15 protein-coding genes, 2 tRNA genes and 1 riboswitch are annotated in these 18,514 nt (G+C 36.6%); of the genes, 5 read left to right on the top strand and 12 right to left on the bottom strand.

Features of this window, described 5'->3' with window-relative positions:
- Positions 1–13: 13 nt before the first annotated feature.
- Positions 14–1,279 (top strand): YdcF family protein, encoded by a 1,266-nt coding sequence (locus tag R2R71_RS11405; protein ID WP_316831391.1) that lies wholly within the window; start codon positions 14–16, stop codon positions 1,277–1,279.
- 1 nt (position 1,280) lies between these two features.
- Entirely contained in the window at positions 1,281–2,162 is an 882-nt protein-coding gene (locus R2R71_RS11410; protein ID WP_316831392.1) for a hypothetical protein, read from the top strand.
- Between the two features lie 55 nt (positions 2,163–2,217).
- On the opposite strand, the gene R2R71_RS11415 is transcribed toward R2R71_RS11410, so the two are convergent.
- From R2R71_RS11415 to R2R71_RS11440, 6 genes are all read right to left on the bottom strand, one after another.
- Positions 2,218–3,345 carry a TlpA disulfide reductase family protein gene (locus tag R2R71_RS11415; RefSeq protein ID WP_316831393.1) on the bottom strand — a complete coding sequence of 376 codons (1,128 nt, stop codon included), beginning with the start codon at positions 3,343–3,345 and terminating at the stop codon, positions 2,218–2,220.
- Between the two features lie 42 nt (positions 3,346–3,387).
- Positions 3,388–4,542 (bottom strand): cysteine desulfurase family protein, encoded by a 1,155-nt coding sequence (locus R2R71_RS11420; RefSeq protein ID WP_316831394.1) that lies wholly within the window; start codon positions 4,540–4,542, stop codon positions 3,388–3,390.
- Between the two features lie 50 nt (positions 4,543–4,592).
- Positions 4,593–4,689, bottom strand: a riboswitch (SAM riboswitch).
- Between the two features lie 151 nt (positions 4,690–4,840).
- Positions 4,841–5,206, bottom strand: a complete 366-nt coding sequence (locus tag R2R71_RS11425; protein ID WP_316831395.1) for a hypothetical protein — start codon at positions 5,204–5,206, stop codon at positions 4,841–4,843.
- A 147-nt stretch (positions 5,207–5,353) separates the two neighbouring features.
- A complete protein-coding gene (locus R2R71_RS11430; protein ID WP_316831396.1) occupies positions 5,354–7,801 on the bottom strand; it encodes an outer membrane beta-barrel family protein in 2,448 nt (815 codons plus the stop codon).
- Between the two features lie 61 nt (positions 7,802–7,862).
- The gene (locus R2R71_RS11435) at positions 7,863–9,623 is read right to left on the bottom strand and encodes a PspC domain-containing protein (protein ID WP_316831397.1); all 1,761 of its coding nucleotides are present in this window, start codon (positions 9,621–9,623) and stop codon (positions 7,863–7,865) included.
- A 20-nt stretch (positions 9,624–9,643) separates the two neighbouring features.
- Entirely contained in the window at positions 9,644–9,979 is a 336-nt protein-coding gene (locus tag R2R71_RS11440) for a PadR family transcriptional regulator (protein ID WP_316831398.1), read from the bottom strand.
- A gap of 311 nt (positions 9,980–10,290) precedes the next feature.
- Here R2R71_RS11440 and R2R71_RS11445 point away from each other — a divergent pair, with 311 nt between their 5' ends.
- Positions 10,291–11,727 (top strand): amino acid permease, encoded by a 1,437-nt coding sequence (locus R2R71_RS11445; protein ID WP_316831399.1) that lies wholly within the window; start codon positions 10,291–10,293, stop codon positions 11,725–11,727.
- A gap of 202 nt (positions 11,728–11,929) precedes the next feature.
- Positions 11,930–12,094, top strand: a complete 165-nt coding sequence (locus tag R2R71_RS11450) for a hypothetical protein (protein ID WP_316831400.1) — start codon at positions 11,930–11,932, stop codon at positions 12,092–12,094.
- A gap of 7 nt (positions 12,095–12,101) precedes the next feature.
- Here R2R71_RS11450 and R2R71_RS11455 read toward each other — a convergent pair whose 3' ends face one another.
- The 6 genes from R2R71_RS11455 to recO form a co-directional block, all read right to left on the bottom strand.
- Positions 12,102–12,998: an NAD(P)/FAD-dependent oxidoreductase gene (locus tag R2R71_RS11455; RefSeq protein WP_316831401.1), complete on the bottom strand. Its 897-nt coding sequence runs from the start codon at positions 12,996–12,998 to the stop codon at positions 12,102–12,104.
- A gap of 73 nt (positions 12,999–13,071) precedes the next feature.
- Positions 13,072–13,698: a class I SAM-dependent methyltransferase gene (locus R2R71_RS11460; protein ID WP_316831402.1), complete on the bottom strand. Its 627-nt coding sequence runs from the start codon at positions 13,696–13,698 to the stop codon at positions 13,072–13,074.
- Positions 13,699–13,745: 47 nt separating this feature from the next.
- Complete coding sequence (locus tag R2R71_RS11465) at positions 13,746–14,654, bottom strand: hypothetical protein (RefSeq protein WP_316831403.1); 909 nt, start codon at positions 14,652–14,654, stop codon at positions 13,746–13,748.
- A 150-nt stretch (positions 14,655–14,804) separates the two neighbouring features.
- Positions 14,805–14,879: transfer RNA gene (locus tag R2R71_RS11470), tRNA-Val, on the bottom strand.
- 64 nt (positions 14,880–14,943) lie between these two features.
- Positions 14,944–15,018, bottom strand: a tRNA-Val gene (locus tag R2R71_RS11475).
- Positions 15,019–15,081: 63 nt separating this feature from the next.
- On the bottom strand, positions 15,082–15,807 hold the full coding sequence (gene recO, locus R2R71_RS11480; protein WP_316831404.1) for a DNA repair protein RecO: 726 nt from the start codon (positions 15,805–15,807) through the stop codon (positions 15,082–15,084).
- Between the two features lie 122 nt (positions 15,808–15,929).
- Between recO and R2R71_RS11485 the strand changes: the two genes are divergently transcribed.
- Positions 15,930–18,281 (top strand): efflux RND transporter permease subunit, encoded by a 2,352-nt coding sequence (locus R2R71_RS11485; RefSeq protein WP_316831405.1) that lies wholly within the window; start codon positions 15,930–15,932, stop codon positions 18,279–18,281.
- The last annotated feature ends 233 nt before the right edge of the window (positions 18,282–18,514 follow it).

The raw sequence follows: 18,514 nt of genomic DNA on the forward strand, positions 1-18,514 counted from the left end.
AAAAATTTATTTCATGAGAGTACCCTTTACCCTTTTGCTGTTAGGATTATTTTTATTCCAAGCTAAAGCCCAGCAAAAAACGGCCGTTCAGTCTTACAAATTAATTGAAGGAAAAGGTCGTTCCTACAACCCATACATTCAGTACAAAAATTATTATTTGCTAACGTTGATGCAGGAGTTACCCGATTTAAGAAAAGCTATAACTGATGATGAGGTGTTGCAAAAAATTTTAAAGAATAAGACCGTTGATGTAGAAAATGCCTTAAAAACATGCACAAAAGCTATCAGTTGCTATGCAAAAGCAATGAAGTTCAGCGATACTGAAATTCAACAGGTTAATGAGCGCCTGGCTGTATTATTTAAGGCAGATAATGTATTTGGGAAAGTTGTAACAAATCACCTGCTTCCTTCGGGTTGCTATGGACTGTTCCGTGATTTATCCGAGAAAGAAATGCTCATAAAAGCCTGGGAGCAGGACGCAAAAGCAATTAACTATGCCATAGGTGTTTATATAGAAGGTAAAAAACCTAATTACCCTAAAATAGACTCCATTTCATTTAGCCCGCTCGATAAAGAGTTTCCTGAACTGGCTGCATCCAACATGATGCTTAATATACAGGCTGACAAACAACTCTTCTTTGAGCCATCGATGAATTTTGCCTTAGGTGCTTTAGAATTAAATGGGAGGTTAGAAGCTGCAGATTACGAACCTTTGCTTTCTGGTGAAAATCAAAAAGCCATTGCTCAAATTAAAAAAACGAATTTCAACAATTATAAATACAGCGTTATCCTGGTTCCTGGCGCTGGCCCGGAAGACAAGGAAACCGAGCTTAGTGCGGGTGGAATAATACGATGCCGCATAGCCGCAGAACAGTTTTATAAAGGAATGGCTCCATTCATTGTGGTTTCTGGCGGAAGAGTGCATCCTTATAAAACCAAATACAGCGAGGCTTACGAAATGAAAAAGTTTCTGGTAAATACTTTGCATATTCCTGAAAGCGTAATAATTATGGAACCACATGCCAGGCATACCACAACTAATCTGCGTAATTGTGTAAGATTGATGTTTCGCTATGGTATGCCTTTTCAAAAACCCGGATTGGTAAGTACAACCAAATCGACTATACCATACATTGCTGGCGTACTCGCTGAACGGTGTAAAAAAGAACTTGGCTATTATCCCTATAAAATCGGCCAAAAATTGAGTGATACGGAAGCTGAATTTTTCCCGGACAGTATGGCCTTACAAATTGATTTTGACGAACCTTTAGACCCTTAAAATGAAACTTTTTAATATCTTAATTTTAACCGGATTAGTAGTTAGTACGATTAGTCATCAACCTATTTCCGGAAACATTACAAAATCCTTTACACTCGATTCATTAGGTGCCTGTCAGGGCATATCCTTCCAAAACGGGAGATACTTTTTATACGGTGACCGTGAAATTGGCGTAATGCGGGAATATTTGTTAAAAAATGATTCGTTAGTTTATCAGCAAAACGAATATCGTTTTACCATAAAAGGCGAGAATGTTATTAAACATCCTACAGGATTAGCCATTAGAAAAGGCATGCCAACGTTAATCGGGAATTCTGTTCGTCAGAATGCTGAAGGCACTGTATGGAAGGCAATGATTTATTCAATAAACTGGGAAGGATTTTTAAAACGCAAAACTTTAGACGGTAATTTATTAAAAACCATAGAAGACGATGCTTGTATTCAAGGAACACGGCCAGAATATGTAAAGCATGATGGAAAATGGTTTATGGCTACAGCCGATTATGGCAATAAGGCAAACGAAGTTCGTTTTTATGATGCAGCCAAACTTGTCAAAGCTGATAAAACCAGCGAAAAAGGTTTGCTTTATAAAAAATTTACCTGCTCGCCGTGGGTACAAAATCTTCATTTCATAGAAGACAAGGGTATATTGGTACTTATTCAGAACCAGGTAGAGGGGCGTAAATGGCGCTTAACTTTTCTAGATCTTGATAAATCGTTGAGCAGCGGACATGAAGAAGTAATCAAGGTGATCGATACTGATAAAGCCGATGAACTTGAAGGATTCACACTTACGGATAAAACCAGTAAAGGTATTGCTGTAAGCTCATCGCGAAAAAATAATGTAAGCTTATTAAATATTAACTGGAGTAAAGAACAGTAATGAAATACTAAAAAACGGAACAGCTTATCCAAGCATGTTCCGTTAACTAAAGAATTTATTTGGTTTTTGCATCAAGCAATGATGCCAGTTTCTCTTTTAATTCTTCGCCGCGAAGACCTTTTGCCACAATTTTTCCATCCGGATCGATAAGGAAGTTTGCAGGAATCGAACGAATTCCATACTGTTTAGCCACAGCATTATCCCAGAATTTCAAATCAGAAACATGTGTCCACGCTAATTTATCATCTTCAATCGCTTTTAACCAGGCATCCTTTTTACCCGGCTGATCTAAAGAAACCCCTAAAATAGTAAAGCCTTTATCTTTATATTGGTTATAAGCAGCCACAACATTAGGGTTCTCCTGTCTGCAAGGTCCGCACCATGAAGCCCAAAAATCAACCAGAACATATTTACCCTTAAAATCAGATAATTTTACCGGCTTATCGTTTACATCATTTTGTGTAAAATCTATCGCCTGAAGACCAACTTTTGTTTTCTTTACCGCATTAAAATAAACTGAAATATCTTTTCCCGATTTAGTTTCTTTAACATTTTCACTCAAACCAGCATAGGCTTTTTCAGCTTCAGGCTGCGCCGATTCGCTCGTGGCAATTTGCGAGATTGCGGTTAAACTAACATAAGATTGCGGATTTTTACGTGCAAAGTCGATATATATCGGCTCCAGTTCTTTGCTGGCATCTTCATAGCGTTTGTAAATTGCCTCAGTTAACGTTTTATCTTTTCTCTGTTCGGCTGTTAACTTCGCGAACTCGTCATTTATTGCTGCCAGTTTATCTTGCACAGGTTTTGTTAGCACTTTAAGCTTATCATTATCGGCATTTACTTTCGAACCACTTATTGATGCATTTTTCAACGAATCGGCAGAAACAAGTTTAATAGCCGCAGCTTCTAAATAGATAGCCAAAAAGTCTCTCTTCCCGTTTTTTTCAGCTGGTTTTTTGTAAACAGAAGCTCTCAATGGATCGGTTAATTCTCCCTTGAAAGCAAATGTTCCATTTTTTAAAACAGTTGAGTCTAAAATTGATTTACCATCTTTCGAGTAACTCAGGTAAATTTTTTCATCACTCTTATCATTTTTTAAAGTGCCGCTTAAGGTGAAGGGTTTGTGTGCTATTGCAGCTAATGGCAGCGCTGCGATAGCGAATAGTAATGTTTTTTTCATTTCTAATTGATTTAAGTAGGTTAATATTATAGGAATCGTAGTTTATGCATAAAGCAGGTTTTGTGGTAAAGAATTTTTAGGATAGAGTTTGTTTAAGCAGGCAATAACTTCATCTATTTCTGATTCAGTATTAAACCTGCTAAAAGAAAATCTTACCGTTTCGTTGTTGCTACCGTTTCTCAGCGCTTTGATAACATGCGATGAATGGTTTGATGAACAAGCACTCCCACCTGAGGCAAATATTCCCGACTTATCTAAAACTTGCAGCAAATTTCCTCCATCATTTAGCTCTGGTAAGGAAATACTCAGAACTGTTGATAAGCTTTTATCCTGGCTGCCTGAAAAACCATTAAAACTTATACCTGGTAAATTACCCAGTCCATTAATTAATTTTGTTTTCAGTAAATTGATATGGGTTTCGTACAGGTTTTGGTTTTCATAAGCATTTTGTAGTGCCGTTGCCATACCTACAATACCAGCCACATTTTCGGTTCCTGCTCTCTTTCCCCATTCCTGCGAGCCGCCATTAATAAAAGAACGCAGATTTGCAGGCGCTTTGGCGTAAAGAAAACCAACACCCTTAGGCCCATGAAACTTGTGTGCCGAACCTACCAGAAAATCTGGGGCCAGCTGGTGAGTGTTAAAACTAATATGTCCAATGGTTTGTACCGTATCAGAGTGAAAGATGGCGCCATGATGATCGGCCAGATCTGCAATTTCTAAAATGGGATTTAAATTACCAATTTCATTGTTTCCATGCATGAGGGAGATAAATGCCGGCTCTTCATTCTCCAGTAAAGCAACTAATTCATTAAGTGATAGCTTTCCTTTTGAATCGTTTTCCAGATATATCAGCCTTATAGCTCCACTTTGCTCCAAAGCCTGGAGTGTATTCAGAACCGCATGATGCTCTAACCTTGAGGTTATGGCAAGCCGTATATTATTTCCATAAATTGCCGAAAGTATTGCCGTATTATCGCCTTCAGTTCCACCTGAGGTGAAGAAAATGTTTCCCGGCTCCGTATGCAGATTCTCAGCAATTATTTTTCTCGATTTTTCAACGGCTTCGCGTGCATTTCTTCCTAATGAATGTGCGGAAGATGGATTAGCAAAAGATTCGAAAATAAAGGGCTGCATGGCCGCGAAAACTTCGTTTGCAAGAGGTGTTGTAGCTGCATTGTCTAAATAAATATTCATCGCTCAATTTTAAAACAGGAATTACTTATTCAGATTTCCGGAGAAAATAGTTCTTATCTTTCCCTTACAGGAAGGATTTAGCACCTTATTTGGCAACAGGTTGCTAAGACATCACAGGGCCTTTCCCTCCGTCTTTCTGGATAAGTCAAAAAAATATTAACAATACAAATATATGCAAATTCTATAGATATTATAGTCTTTTTTAAAAAAATTAATTTATTCTAAAATCTGATTTATCTGCAATACAAAAAGGTGGAATAAATGAATATCCCACCTCAACTACTAAACTTACAGTCAACTATTTATCTGAAATTATTTTACTAATTCCTTTTGTGAATTCTTTTACTTTGATAAAGCTGCTAACGGAATTACTGCTTTTATCAAACTGAATATTTAAAATGCCTTCGGTTGCTTTCATTTTGAATCTTTCACCGCCAGCCAGGTTTACAGTCGCATCAACCATTTGGTCCATAGGCAAATCATTGTTTAATGCCCTGGCTACATACTTCTGAAGATTTCTGGTTTTATCCAATGGATAAGTGGCATTGTAAGTATATCTGGAAGTAGTTTCCTGTACTTTAATGCTTAAATTACTACTATTGTTTTTACAACCAATGCTTAGCATTATCATTGAAAGAAAAACTGTATATATAAATCTTTTCATTTCTATTGGTTTTATCGTTCATTAATCATTTGTTTATTCGAAACTGATTATTGGCATTGGCCCTTAAATATTGTTAATTGGTCATTGCTAATTAATTATTGATCAATTGGTTATTAATTATTGAATATTGCTAATTAGCTTTCTCCATTATCCCCCTGCCCTGCCTTTAATATCATCAGTTGCAGTGTTTCTAGACCTTGCCGATTTCACATTCTGGTTTCCGAAGGCATAGCTGATACTGACGTTTGCTCTTCTGCTGGTATAGTGATTGGTAACACGTAAATTTACATTCTGATAATCGAGCGCTCCTTTCCAATAGTTGGTTAGAAAGATATCATCCATATTTAACCGCAGCTTTAATTTTTTATTCAGCAAACTTTTCTGAACTCCGGCATTAAGCGCATACTGTGGAATTAAGGTTTGTTCTACACCGTATACTTTCGGCGAATTATACCAGAAACTGAGTTCGACAGTAAAGTTATCAGGTAAAATAAAAGATTGTGAAGTGTTAAAATTATAGGCCCACTTGCCTGCACTGTAAGCTGCACCTTCGATGTTTCCATCACTAAATTTATTATAGTATAAACTCGCGTTATTCTGCATGTTCCACCATTTTGCAATTTTTATCGGGAAATATAAGTTCGCCGAATAATACTGTGCTCTTCCTAAATTCTGCCTTATAACGTTCACAATACGCGTAACTTCATCCTGCTGGCTAATCTGGGTAATCAGATCTCTTGTGTTTGCATAATTTACCGAAAATGATACTTCCTTGTGGCTGTAACCAATTTCAAAGTTATCGGTAAACTGTGGCTTTAAATATGGATTTCCCTGGTCAACGGCGTATGGGTCCATATAGAAAGCAAAGGGATTTAACTGCTGGTAATTAGGCCTGTCTACCCTTCTGCTATAAGAATACCTGATATTATTGTTTTCATTTAGTTTCTGGTTAACAAAAGCGGTTGGAAACAGGGAAAGATAATTCCGATCGACTTCTTTATTACTGGTAATAGAATTACCATTGGAATGCGTGTGTTCGGCTCTTAATCCAAGCTGAACTTGCCAAACTTTCCATTCTTTACCAAAATTTACGTAAGCAGCATTAATATTTTCTTTGTAGATGAAGTTGTTCGATTTCTCCAAATCATTTTGCCATGCACCAGATAAAAACTGTTCAGAAAGGAAATCATTGTGTGTAACAACGTAACTGCTTTTTAAACCAGCTTCAAACTTCATCGTTTTATTAATCGGCAAAGTTAAATCTGTTTTTGCTGCGAAAATATCAATGTTGGCATCGGTGTTATTTCTAAGTAAAGTAGCATTGGTTTGCTGCCCACCCTGATTTAAATACCTGGCGTTAAATTCTTCATCTTTTTTGTTATTGAAATTCGAATAATCGGCATCGAAAGTGATGTTTTTCCCGCTTTTATCGAAATCATGTTTAATGTTGAAATTTGCTGTTAAATTGTTGGCCGGCGATTTTGAGTAAGCATCCTGTAATACGGTGTTATTCGTAGTGACATTGGATTGTACCTCGCGGATAAAGGTATTGCTAAAATTATTTAGCTTGGTATTTACCGTATTGGCATCAACCATAACACCAAACACGGTTTTTTCTGATGTGTAATAATCTGCACCAAATTTTGCCTGAAAACCTACGCCTTTATTTGTCCTGTCGAAATTCTGGTTAAAAGCACTTGATAAACCATTTGCAAGTGTGGTACGATCCACTACAGTATTATTAAAATTCGATTTCCTTGCCGCGGTTCCGTTGCCAAAAATATTCCATTTGCCTTCCCGGTGGTTTAAATTAAGGTTAATACCAGCCCTAGCCAAATCGTTTGGCGAATCGGGCATAATCCCTTGTCCTCCATTAAAAGAAACTACACCATTGGTTCCAAAAGCTTTATTTCTTTTGAGTTTAATGTTAATGATTCCGGCATTTCCCGATGCATCGTATTTTGAAGAAGGATTGGTAATTAACTCAATCGTAGCAATTTGTTCACTGCTCATATTGCCTAATAAAGTCGTTATATCTGCCCCTGAAAGCATATTCGTTTTGCCATCAATCATAATGGTTACACCCGATTTATTATTGAGTTTTATCTGTTCACTCTGGCGGTCAACCTGTACACCAGGCGCTTTCTCCAGCACTTCCAGTGCGGTACTTCCTGACGAGACAATACTGTTCTCTACATTCAAAACTGTCTTATCCATCTGGTGTTCGATATAAGGCTTTCTACCCTGAACACTAACTTCTTTCAGCTGCTTCGCATCACTTGTCAATGTAACATCAGTCATTCTTAAATCGGCATTTAAAGCAAAAGCTGCGGTTTTCTTCACCTTATAGCCCATCATTGAGATTAAAAGCTGGTAGTTTCCATCTTTCAGTTGCTCAAAAATAAATTCTCCGTCTACATTGGTAGAACCGCTTTTCACTACTGTTGTATCAGGAGAATTTAAAATTCTTACTACGGCAAACGGTAAAGCCTGACCTTTTTCATCAACAACTTTCCCGGAAAGTTTATTAATTTTTTGGGCAAAGGAAGCCCCACATGCCAGCAGGCATGCAATTAGCGTAAACAATATTTTCATGATTTCTTTCTTTGAGCTACCCTATCATCAATTTATTTAATTAATGATAATCAGGCTGTTTCTATTGATTATCGTTATTTTCTTCAGAGTTAATCCCCAATTCCTGTTTAACTTCTTTAAGCCTGTTCGATATAGAATCCTGGTAAAGTGTATCAACAGGTTTCTTCTTTTTAAGCAATTCTAAATGGTTGAGTTCTTCATTTAGTTTTTTCTTTTTTAAGGCTTCTTCTTTCAGTTGAGCAACACATTTCAAACCATCCTCAGTCATAAGCCAAACACTGTAATCATTATTATCGTTTTCCTTACCTGAGCAATCCCATGTCCAGTAATTATTAATGTAGCGATAGGCGTTTTCCTTTATAATTATCTTTGTTCCAACGGGTACCTCCAGGTATAAAGAAACTTCCTGATTTCTCCAGATGGTTCCTTTTCTTAACTGAAACCGTGGATTAAAAGTTAAAGTGGCATCATTTAATACATAGTTATAACTGATACTTTGTGCATTCTGTAAGGCGGCAGTAAATGTTTTTCCCTGCGATTCGTATTTCTGTGTAAGGCGTGTAATACCTGTTTCACTTTTATTGATATTGATGCGCACATTATTTGGCGAAACAAAAGGGCCGTCTTCAAAATCATCTACAACAATCTGATTTTTCTGGTTTTCGTTAATATGATAAGCGATACTATCTTCCCTTGTGAAATACTTACTTTTATCAATGTCGATAATATAAGTTGGAAGGTTTTTTAAATCAGTAGTTTGTGTAAGCTCTGCATGCTGTTTAAATTCTGATGAAATTTTTGCAGCCTGGTATCCCGCTGTTGCCACGCCAGCCAACCAGATTATTAATAAGGCAAATGAAAGTGTTTTATTTATGGCTTGCTTACTAAAAGCAACACGAATTGAGAAAAGTACAAGTGCCAGTATTGGAATAAAGCAAACGATAAAAGCACTGAAAACGATTACCCCCCTGTTGCCTTCATTAAGAATCGAAAAAGGGAAATATTCATAAATACTCGCATCCCAGAACCCCTGAAAAGCCGCAACACCAATAATTAACGATAGTAAAAACAGTACACCGAAAACAACGATAACAATTGCGATAAGTTTAAAAATTACTTTTCCGGTTCCAGATATAAAGCGGCCTAGCCATTCGAAAAACTCGCCTATAACATTACCTAAGCGGGCAAATATGGGTTGCGCATGTTTATTTGCTTCAGAAAGACGTTCCCTAACAGCCTGTAACTCTTCATCAAGGTTTTTCTGAAATCCCTGAAGATTAGCAGGCTCTCCTTTCATTTCCATTTTTTCGATACGCGATTTTGCTTTTGGCATAATGATCCAAAGCAAGGCGTAAACCAAAATACCAGTTCCACCAAGGAAAACAGTTAATATGGTAGCCAATCGAATCCATTTAGCGTCGAAATCCAGGTAATGGGCTACACCTGCGCAAACACCTGCAATTACACGTTCGTCCATGTCGCGGTATAATTTTTTATCTGCAGGCTGAGATTGATAACTTGTATTTGCAACAGGTTCTTCCTCTTCACCTGTTTCAACAGTATCGAAATCCTGCACACGTCCCATCTGACTGATAACAAAGTTTACATTGGTAGCATCAACAACTTGTTTTTTCTGTTCTCCCAATTGTTCGGTTAATAGTTCAGCTATACGATTTTCGATATCGGTAACAATTTCCAGATCGTCGGCGTGGTTGGCAAAGTATTGCTTTACTTCATTTAAATAAGCCTTTAAAAGCTCGTAGGCACTTTCTTCAATGTGGATGATAGTATTGCCTATATTTATGATGATGGTCTTTTCCATTTTTTTGCGGTTATAAATAATTACGAGTTGGCTCCTTTTTGCGAAATACCTACGGCATAAGCCAACTCTTGCCAGGTTTGATCTAATTGAGATAAAATGCCCCTACCTTCTTCGGTAAGTGTATAATATTTACGGGGAGGGCCTGAGGTAGATTCTACCCAGTTATAGCTTAATAAACCATTGTTTTTAAGCCTGGTTAATAATGGATATAGTGTGCCCTCAACCACCAAAAGCTTTGCCGACCTTAATTCAGCAATAATATCTGAGGCATAAATTTCGCCTCTCGCGATGATTGATAAAACACAGTATTCCAGAATTCCCTTCCGCATTTGTGTTTGCGTATTTTCTGCTATCATAATACAAAGATATATGTTAAATATTGTACTATGCAATACATAGTACTAAAATAATTTAAAATAAATGTATATATATCTGATTATCAGATATATAATTTTTAAAGAAAAAATTGATTATTTTAAAAAATTTGATCTATAGTTGATATTTTTCTTTTCAGCTGGATAAGAATTGGTATTTTTAACCTGTTAGCGTTAAGCTGTTTTAAAGCATTTTTTTATTAACGGCATTAGTAAAATGAACAAGAATAAATCTATACAAATAAGGTAGATTTAATATATTTTAATAATTTTGCCCCGTTTAACTTATTTTCATGAAAAAATCTATAGCCAGCATTGTAGCAGAGGCTAATCAAAGTGGAGAAGGAACACTTAAAAGAACCTTAGGCCCTGTTAACTTAATTCTGATTGGTATCGGGCTAACGCTTGGTGCAGGCTTATTTTCGATTACCGGTTTGGCGGCAGCAACGCATTCTGGTCCGGCGGTAACATTATCGTTTGTAATTGCGGCATTAGGTTGTGGCTTCGCGGCATTATGCTATGCAGAATTTGCATCAATGATTCCCGTTGCAGGAAGCGCCTACACCTACTCATACGCTACTATGGGCGAACTTTTTGCCTGGATTATAGGCTGGGATTTGGTACTAGAATACTCCGTAGGCTGTGCAACTGTGGCCATCAGCTGGTCGCAATACTTAACACGCTTTCTGGCAAGTCTTGGTATTTACTTACCGCCCCAACTTACCTTATCCCCCTTCGAAACTGCAAAACTTGCCGATGGCAGAACAGTGAGCGGTATCATAAATATACCTGCAGCCCTTGTGGTCGTTCTAATGACTGCAATTTTAATTCGCGGTACAAAAGGTTCGGCGATTGTAAATGGTATTATTGTTTTCTTAAAAGTTGGGGTTGTTTTAGTTTTTATCGCATTAGGCTGGCAATACATTAATCCGGAAAACTACCACCCTTACATTCCTGAAAATACTGGTACTTTTGGTCATTTTGGCTGGAGCGGTGTTTTACGTGGAGCGGGATTAGTTTTCTTCGTATTTATAGGCTTCGATGCCGTGGCCGCATCTGCTCAGGAAACTAAAAATCCTGCAAGAGATTTGCCCATTGGTATTATTGGCTCTTTGCTAGTGTGTACTGTTCTTTTTGGCTTATTTGGCCACGTAATGACGGGCTTGGCAAACTATAAGGAATTTGCCAATAGTGGTGCTCCTGTTGCTATAGCTATCGAAAAAACACCTTATGGCTGGTTAAGCCAGGCGATAATTTTAGCAATATTAATTGGTTACACATCGGTTATTTTAATTGATTTAATGGCACAATCGAGGATGTTTTACTCTATCAGCAAAGATGGTCTGCTTCCAAAAATATTTTCTGATGTACATCCAAAATTCAAAACACCGTGGAAATCGAACATCATGCTTTGTATTTTCATTGGGCTTTTTGCTGCTTTCGTTCCTATGAATGTTGTAGGTGAAATGACCAGTATTGGAACTTTACTGGCATTTTTAATGGTTTGTGTAGGAATTTTAATTCTTAGAAAAACCGATCCTGACGCAAAAAGGCCCTTTAAAGTACCACTTGTTCCGCTAATTCCTATTCTCGGTATACTGGTTTGCCTGATAATGATGGCATTTCTTCCCTGGGAAACCTGGATTAGACTGGGCGTTTGGTTAGTGATTGGTTTGGCTATTTATTTCTGGTATGGAAAGAAAAACAGCAAGCTTAATTTAGGACACTAACAAACTCATTACTATACAGATAGAACTTTCCGGTGTTCAATTTTGGGTACAACTTTAGACTCCGATAAACGAAAGTTGTACCCATAAGTCATATAACTATCAATTAGTTAACAAAAAAAAGGAAGTTATTAACAATTAAACATTTTTTTAGTCTTTTGGCGTGGCTTTTGCCTTTATAGAAATAACCTATAAAAACATTACTATGCTTATTAAATTAGACAATTCAGTTTTCAAGCTTGCGAGACAGAAAGCTCAAACAGAAGAAAAAGTAGCAATTCCTTTAACAAGAACACAATGGATTAACGCAGATAGAATTGTAATGGCTGCCATGTTTGTTGCCACGATAGCAGGTGCGATATTGTTTTAATTGTGGTTCAAAAATCTTCCCAAATCATATCTTTATTAAGCATTACACCGGCCATCGTACCAGCTGCGGTGACTACAGAAAGTCCGCGTACTAATGTTGCACAATCTCCTGCCGCATAAACACCTTCAATGGCTGTTTTCTGAAAGCCATCTACTTTAATGATCCCATTTTCATCAAGCTCACAACCTAAATCCTGATAGATATTGCTATGCTGAACCATTTTGGGCCTTGCATAAATAGCCATAACATCTAAATCGCTGCCATCCTTAAAAATTACCGTTTTTACATAACCATCTGTGTGGATAAATTCCTCGATTTCTGCATCAATAACATTTATCGATTTAGCCTTAAGTAAATTCAGATGTTCATCATTTATTTCTGATTTACCATTTGTAAGAATAGTTAAATCTTTGTTCCAGTGGCTGATTAGTTTCGCCATTTCAAAGGCCATATCACCATTCATCAGTAAAGCAATTTTTGTATCCTTAACTTCGTAACCATGACAATACGGGCAGTGAATTATAGAAATTGCCCAACATTCGTCGAAACCGCTAATATCAGGCATAACATCTTTTAAACCTGCCGCAAGCAAAATTTTACGCCCCCTAAAAACTTCCTGGCTATCTGTTTCAACTTCGAAACCCTCATGTGTTTTCTTTGCTGAAGTAGCAAGTGCGTTAAGAAATTTTACCGTAGGGTATTTTAGAACCTCAGCTTTAGCTTTTGCCGAAATTTCAGCGGGTTTATCACCATCGTGGGTTAAAAAGTTATGCGATTGAGGGGTTTGCTTATTACAGGGCTTTCCTGCATCGATAATTAAAACATTTCGCTTTGCCCTACCAAGTGCCAATCCCGCTGATAGTCCGGCGTAACTTCCGCCTATAATAATTACTTCAAAATCCATATTAAATTTATTTAGCACAAAAATCGTGATAAAAAATTTAAACGCAACTTAATTGCATTAAAGAATTGTCATTTTACTTTTTATAAATACAAGCCTTAATAAAATTCCCGAAGTAAAACTGCTCATCACAAATCTGATAGCCTGCGTTAAGGAAGTATGGACTCATATCAATGAGCTTGTTCGCTTCTACAATTCCAATGGTTTTGAAAAAAACATACATCAATTTCAGCAACATCCATTTCCACCATCTGCCCCTATTATTGTTTAAGCTAAAATCGACCATAAACCAGCTTCCTTGCTTATTTAATACGTTATCCAATTGGGAAAATACTGCGCCAGCCCTTTTGGCATCAAAATTATCGAAGAGAAAAGGAGTTAATATTACATCAAAAGATTTATCGGCTTTAAAGTCTTCGATACCAAGATTAATAAACTCAATGAAATTATACCCTACACTACGGGTTTTGGATTTTTCAATCATTTTAGCGGAAAGCTCCACGTAAATAATTGTTAATCCTGAAGGGTAAATTTTCGAAATTTCGTCTAAAATCCAACCTGTACCACCACCCACAACCAATATCCTACTGTTGGCAGGTACATTTTTAAGTTGATTAACTTGTGCTTCAACCTGAGCTTTCCCGTAAACCAAGCGGCTAAGGAAATCATAATTATCAGCAATTTTATCGTAGTTATTAACCAAATTAAAAGAGTTTAATGATGCTTAAGCTTGTGACACTAAAACATAATTTATTTAACAAACTGCATGCCTATGATGCCACAAATGGCTTTAAACAGAATTAATCCATCAATTACCATCAGATAATATAAAATATTTTTCCTTTTATGCATGGAGTAAGCGATATAAATCGTTAATACAAAAGGCAATACATTGCAAAAAACCTGCGGCCAGCCAAAACCTTTGTAATTGGCAAATATGCCTAATGACACCAAACCAATTACTAGCAAGGGAATAAGAATGTTAAAAATTGTTTTACGCAAGCCGTAACGAACCACAAAAGTTCTTAAGTGTTTGTTGGCATCTGTAGGATAATCCTTAATATCAAAAATGATGGCATTTACTGTACAGAACATCCAGTTCTTGATAAAGAGCCATGTCCATAAAACCGAATCGTGGTAACCTATTCCAGTTTCAATTTTAAGCATAATCAATGGCAAAACATTTGCGCAACAAGCCCAAACGAAGCCAATAACAAAGGCTTTTAGCCAGCCGGTATTACGCAGGTTGAAATTTAAAAATGATTTTGGTAACAAACCATAATACAATGCACCCGCAACTACGATAACAACTATGGCTACCCAATAAAAGGGCGGAAGATTTAGAATATTACTGAAGTTTTGTACAAGTAGATTAACCGCCAGTACCAGGCATAACGTTGAAAGTATAAACTGGCTGCGATTGATAAATTTCTTGTGTTTAAAATACCATTTATTACGTGGGTTAGTTACTGATGGGCTGGTGGAAACTTTATTGTAAGCGTAGGTATAATAAATTGTTGGTGCTAAAAAAAGTAACAAATAATAATTAACTGAATTAAAAGGTAAACGCAGTTGTAAAGTAGCCTCAATGGTTAAAGCAACGGCTAAAATCCCTACAAAGTAGTTTCCAAAAAATATAAACCGGATTATTTTACCCATTTATCCTTAACATTTATTGCCTGATATTGATTGGCCAATTTCGGATATAAAATTGAGATATTGGAGGATATTTAACAAGTGCGCTGGTACTGGTGAAATTGTTGTCTCAAGAACACAAAAAAGCCTCTCAGTTTCCTGAAAGGCTTAGTGTGGGAAATGAGGGGTTCGAACCCCCGACCCCCTCGGTGTAAACGAGGTGCTCTGAACCAGCTGAGCTAATTTCCCTTTATTTAAAGGATTGCATTTTGTATTAAAAAAAGCCTTCTAGATATAACTAAAAGGCTTAGTGTGGGAAATGAGGGGTTCGAACCCCCGACCCCCTCGGTGTAAACGAGGTGCTCTGAACCAGCTGAGCTAATTTCCCTTTCCTTTTGGGAATGCAAATATAGCGCTATAATCTTGTTTCGCAAATCTTTTTTGTTTTTTTTCAGCTAAGTAGCACTTCTAATATCTTATGAGATTGAACTTCACCAAATGACGCCGTATGTAAGGTATAGAATACCAATATTTTATCTAACACAAAGCGTCTTTGTACATTACTCAATTTTATTTCAGAAATTTTTTCAAGTGGTGTATTAAAAAGTGATATAAATCCATTTGCATCTTCCAGCTGAAGGTAATTTGAATGTACTGGTAGCCTGGAAACGAATTCTCCCTCCTGCAAATCGAAATAGAGTTGGTCGCTCCTTCTTTTTTCATTAGGAGAAAAGCCGAGAAATCGGGTTAGTTTCAGTAGAAATGATAAATGAAAGTTTGGATTAAGTTCTTCATTTTCATCGAACCAGGCTATCGAATTAAAAATATAATCGAACAGGCTCTCATCGGCTGATTGCTGGCGAATGCTTTTATACAACACTTCGTTTAAAAAAATTACAATGCTCGATTTTACAATATCATAAGGAATACTTTTAAAAACCGGTGTTTGCCTAACTTCTGAAACCCGCTGAATATTAGTGTTTACTTTATGATAAACGACCATTTCGAGCAGATGCAGAGATTGGAGCATATTCATCTTAATCTTTGCCTTCGGCTTTTTAACGCCGTTAATCAGGTAAGATTGCATTCCAAATTTATCGGTTAAAACCTGAACAATTACACTGCTTTCGCTGTAATTGGTGGTTTTTAAAACAATCCCCCTTACCTTATGCAACATTCGATTAAAACATTTTTTTCAAAAGTATGTTATTTGTGCAAATTTAATTGCGCAAAAAGTAATTCTGATTTATAAATAAGATTAGTTTTGCCTTTATCATTATTATTAAAACAAGGCTACACATGTGGGTAAAGCTATCGAGATTTATTCTTCAGAACCGTATCGCAATTTCCGTATTCTTTTTATTGGGTACAATTTTCATGGCTTATCAGGCCAAAAACGTTAAACTTTCTTACACAGGCAGTAAAATTTTACCTGTAACCGATAGTGCTTTTGTTAAGTACAACAATTTCAAAAAAACCTTTGGTGAAGATGGCAGTGTTATGGTTGTTGGGATACAATCGCCTGATATTTTTAAAAAAGAAATTTACAACCAATGGGTTCAGCTTTCGAATGATATCCAGAAATTAAGTGGCATAAAACAGGTATTGTCGTCAGGAAGGATTTTCCAGCTTGAAAAAGACACCATTGAGCAGAAATTTGTGTTAAAGGCAATCCCAAATGGATTAGTCAAAACTGACGCAGAGATGGATTCCATCAAAAACACCTTGTTTAACACCCCATTTTTTGAAGGATTGGTTTACAACAGACAGCATGCAACTTTAATGGCCATCACCTTCGATACCAAAATCCTGAATAGCGCAAAACGTAATCCGATTTTAAAGCAAATTGAGGATAAGGCAAAAGCCTTTCAGGAGAAAACCAAAATACAGGTTCATATTTCTGGTTTACCTTACATCCGCACTGCGGTTAGTAAACTGGTAAGCAATGAATTTGTGCTCTTCCTAGGTCTTTCCATTCTGGTTTCGGCCATAATCTTATTGATTTTCTTCAGGAAATTTTACGCGGTGTTTTTTCCAATTTTAGTGGTTATCATGGGTGTAATCTGGAGCATTGGCACATTAGTATTATTTGGTTTTGAACTTACCATTTTAACGGGATTAATTCCACCACTTATTGTAATTATCGGTATCCCTAATAGTATTTTGCTATTGAATAAATACCAGAATGAGCTTAGAAAAGATGGCGATAAGCAAAGGGCACTAAGTGTAACTATTGAGCGAATTGCGGTTACTACTTTGATTGCCAACATTACTGCAGCTATCGGTTTTGGCGTTTTATACTTTACGGGAAGCGAATTGCTGATGCAGTTTGGCAGTGTTGCATCCATAAATGTTATGGTTACCTGGTTGATGTGCCTTTGTTTGATCCCGATTATATTCAGTTATTTACCAGCACCAAAAATAAAAGCACAAACACATGTTGAAGCAGGATTTTTACATCAGTTATTAGTTAAAACCGACAATTTAGTTCAGCAAAAGAGCAGTGCAATCTATATTGGTACTATTGTTATTTCAATCATTGCTTTTATTGGTGTAATGAAAATTAACGTTAATGGTTATGTTGTGGATGACTTGCCTAAAAACTCAGAAATTTTAACCGATTTAAAGTTTTTTGAGAAAAACTTTGAAGGTATTTTACCATTGGAGGTAAGTGTAGATACGAAGAAAAAGAATGGTGTTTTCAATTTAACGAACCTAAAAAGAATGGAAAAGATGGAAAAAATGATTTCCGCTTATCCGGAGTTTTCCCGTTCTATATCGGTTAACATGGGTTTAAAATATGCTACGCAGGCTTTCTACAATAACGATACAACATTCTTCCGTTTGCCTGATAATATGGAGAAGAATTTCATACTTGCTTACATTGCAAGTGGTGGAAAAGGCAATGCAAGCTTATTAACCAACTTTGTAAGTAAAGGGAACCAGAGCACAAGAATTAGTTTTCAAATGGCCGACGTTGGCTCGAAACGACTTGATGCCATCATGGCCGAGCTAAAACCACGTATCGACAGTATCCTGCCTCCTGATAAATTTGATGTAGAACTTACCGGATCGAGCGTTATCTTTTCAAAAGGAACTGATTATATGCTCCGCCATCTTTTTGAAAGTATCGGATTGGCAATCGTGCTGATTTCATTATTGCGTTTAGCACAATTTAAAAGTTTAGGAATAATGTTTATCTCCTTGCTTCCCAATATCGTTCCTTTAATTATAACTGCCGGGATAATGGGCTATTTTGGAATTTCATTAAAGCCTTCTACAATTCTAATTTTCACTATTGCTTTTGGATTAGCTTCAGACCAGACCATATATTTCTTAACCCGTTACCAGCAAGAACTGAATTTAACCAATTTCTCTGTACCAAAAGTGATCACAGATACGATTACAGAAACCGGAGTGAGTATGACTCATATTGCATTAATATTATTCTTTGGTTTCGGAATCTTTACGGCATCAACCTTTGGCGGAACTGTGGTTCTAGGATTACTGCTTTCGATTACTTTATTTGTAGCGCTTATTTTTAACCTAACCTTATTACCTGCTTTAGTATTATGGCTTGACAAAAAGAAAGTTAGAAAAGTTGTTTCAGATGAAGAGTCGGCGAGAAATGTGGGCGAATTTGACCATTAATTTGAACCTCATTTGACAGTTATTAGTTTTTGCTGTAAACCTTAATATAAAATATATAAGTCCATGATGTTAATCTTGGGCTTTTTTATTGGCCGTTGGAGGGAAAAAGGTTGTAGTTTTTTATTCTGGCTTGAGCAGTTTAAACCTGATGATAGCAGACACGAGTGAAATTTTTCATGGAGCAAGTAAAGCGAACAGCAGGACGAACACTCAAATGAAATGCAGGTTTTGCT

Source organism: Pedobacter aquatilis, from assembly GCF_032678405.1.
GTDB classification, from domain to species: domain Bacteria; phylum Bacteroidota; class Bacteroidia; order Sphingobacteriales; family Sphingobacteriaceae; genus Pedobacter; species Pedobacter aquatilis_A.